This is a genomic window from Streptomyces noursei (assembly GCF_001646665.1).
Lineage (GTDB): Bacteria > Actinomycetota > Actinomycetes > Streptomycetales > Streptomycetaceae > Streptomyces > Streptomyces lavendulocolor.
The window spans coordinates 49,397-49,876 of record NZ_LWBU01000307.1; the positions used below are offsets into that span (position 1 = coordinate 49,397).

1 protein-coding gene is annotated in these 480 nt (G+C 78.1%); it reads right to left on the reverse strand.

What is annotated here, in order from left to right; all coding sequences use genetic code 11:
• Window positions 1–80: 80 nt before the first annotated feature.
• Window positions 81–480, reverse strand: a 400-nt coding sequence (locus A4V12_RS39550; RefSeq protein WP_267893221.1) for an acyltransferase, incomplete at its 5' end; no start/stop codon positions are given.

Here is a 480-nt window from a genome sequence, read left to right on the forward strand (position 1 = left end):
GTGCGTCGCCGCCCGGCACCGGTCGGTACGGTGCCGCCGCGGCCGTCCGGTCGGCACGGTGCTGCTCGCGGGCGGCCGTGTCAGGCGTTGTCCGGGTCCAGCTCGGCGAGCGCGGCCAGCTGCTCGGGCGTGATGCCCTGCGGCACGGGTACGGGAGCGGGCGTGCGCAGCGGCGGCTGCCAGCCGCTCTCGGCGTCCCAGCGGCGTACGACCCGGGCCGGCGCCCCGGCGACCACCGCGTGGTCGGGCACCTCGCCCCGGACGACGGCCCCGGCGGCGACGACCACGTTGCGGCCGAGGCGGGCGCCCGGGAGGACCACCGCGCCGGTCCCGAGCCAGCAGCCCGGGCCGATCTCCACCGGCGCGGAGCGCGGCCACTGCCGGCCGATCGGCTCGTCGGGGTCGTCGTAACTGTGGTTGGTCGAGGTGATGTAGACGTACGGCCCGCAGAAGGTGTCCGCGCCGATGGTCACGGCCGCG